2 protein-coding genes are annotated in these 1,914 nt (G+C 74.9%); one reads left to right on the forward strand and one right to left on the reverse strand.

The features are described from left to right. Positions 1 to 1,708, forward strand: a 1,708-nt coding sequence (gene earP, locus IM725_RS19880) for an elongation factor P maturation arginine rhamnosyltransferase EarP (RefSeq protein WP_193782376.1), incomplete at its 5' end; no start/stop codon positions are given. Positions 1,709 to 1,728: 20 nt separating this feature from the next. Here earP and IM725_RS19885 read toward each other — a convergent pair. Continuing rightward, positions 1,729 to 1,914: hypothetical protein (locus IM725_RS19885; protein ID WP_193782377.1), on the reverse strand; the 186-nt coding region annotated here is incomplete at its 5' end.

The following is a 1,914-nucleotide window of genomic DNA, read 5'->3' on the forward strand; positions in this document are numbered from 1 at the left end:
GGTTCCGTGTTTCGACACGCTGCGCCGCCACCTGGAGGCGGACGCGTGCAGCATGGTGCTGCGCGCCTTCCACCTGGCGGCCAGCCGCCTGGACCCCGGCATGGGCCGCAGCAGTTCGGATGTGGCGCCCGGCTTCTGGACCTCGCGCCGCCTGGTGCCGCTGGTGGGCCTGGCCTACCGGCGCAACCTGGCTTTGCGCCTCTCCGCCTCCACGCAGGGACGGGCCGTGGCGCGCCACCAGCCCGAGGCACCGCTGTGGATCCAGCGCGCGCTGGAGTGCGCCTGCGCGCGCCAGCTCGCGGCCTTGCGCACCCTGCTCGAGGACGCGGGCCAGCCGCGCGGCGCGGAATCCCTGCAGGTGGACACCATCGCCACCTCCTTGTGGGAGGCGAGCCTGGGCCAGTGGCGCGACCTCGCCAGCACCAACCGCTTCGTGCGCCTGATCATGCCGGGCTTCCGTGACCTGCTCGCGGTGGCCTGCCACCGCTACCGCAAGGCCCTGGAGGACGAGCAGCCGGACTGCGCCGCACCGGGGCCCGAGAGCAGCCCACCGGCCGAGGCCGCGGGCCTGCATGCGCAGGGCGTGGTCGCGCTGCCCCGCAGCCCGGTCGGCCGCCCGCGCAGCGTGGACCTGTTCTGCAGCCGCCAGAGCCGGGAAGCGCTCTGGTTCGCGCACAACCTGGCCGACCACTACGCCCGCACCTGCGAGCTGCAGGTGAACCTGTACCTCACCAAGGGCAGCATCTTTGCCGACGTGTTCCGCCTGTTCCAAGGCCCGGAGGACCTGCCCCCGCGGCTGGCGCTGCGCGAATTCCAGAGCTTCGGCGGCCACCCGGCCGGCGACCTCGCGATCGCCATGTTCGGCTCCGATCTGCCCCCGGGCTACCTCGTGCACCGCCGTCGCTGCGGCACGCGGGCCTGGATCTACCGCCTGGCTCCCCTGGGGGTGGACTTGCAGGCCCTGGCCCCGCAGGACCCCCTGGGCTACGAGGTGCTGCTGCCCCAGGGCTTCGCGCCCCTGGGCCACGTGAAGCCGCCGGTGAACCTGCATGCCATGCGGCGCCACATCCACGGCCACCCCGCCCTGCTCGGCCGCTTCCTGGCGGGGGCCGGCGGGCTGCGCGCGCCCGCCCCCCAGGAGGTGACGGTCTACGCCTCGCTGCAGGACGCCGGCGAGCTGCGGCCCTGGCTGCAGGCCTGGCGCCGCTCGCCCCGGCCGGTGCGGGTGCTGGTGCCTTCGCTGCGCTTTCGCAATGTGCTGGCCGAAGACCCGGATCTGCTGGAGAGCGTGGGCCCCGAGACCACCGCCGGGTCCCTGACCGTGGCGGCGCTCGCGCTGCACTCGGTGCCGCACGGCGACCCCATCCTGGCAGCCTGCGATTTCGCCCTCACCGACGACGAGTCGCTGATGGTGCGGGCCCAGGCCGCCGGCGTGCCGCAGCTGTCGCCGCTGCGCCCGGCTGCGCAGAGCCTGTTCGGCCTGGGCGCCACCCATGCGATGGCCCTGGCCTGCAGCCGCAAGACCGTGGACTCGCGGCTCATCCTGCTGGACGAGATCTTGGCGGACTGGGTGTCGCGCCAGGACATGCGGCCGGCCTGGAACGACCTGCTGGCCGCGCTGCCGGTGCTGCAGCAACTGGGCGCCGAACTGGCCCAGGACTTCGCGGCGGCCGCGCATGTGGGCGACTGCGCCCTGGCGATGGCATGAGCCGGGGCGGGGCGGCGGCGTCAGCGGGCGGCTGCAGGACCGCCCGCGACGGCCATGCGCAGCCAGAGCCCTTCGGCGCCGTTCGTGGCGAGCCCGAGGGACGCGCCGTCCAGCCCCAGGGCCTCGCGCACGGCTTGCAGCTGGCCCAGGGCCGCGGCGAGGTCGCAGGCCCCGCCCGCGCCGGTGGCCCTGGGCCAGCTGCAAGC

Origin of the sequence: Ramlibacter aquaticus (assembly GCF_015159745.1) — a bacterium.
GTDB classification, from domain to species: Bacteria; Pseudomonadota; Gammaproteobacteria; order Burkholderiales; family Burkholderiaceae_C; genus Ramlibacter; species Ramlibacter aquaticus.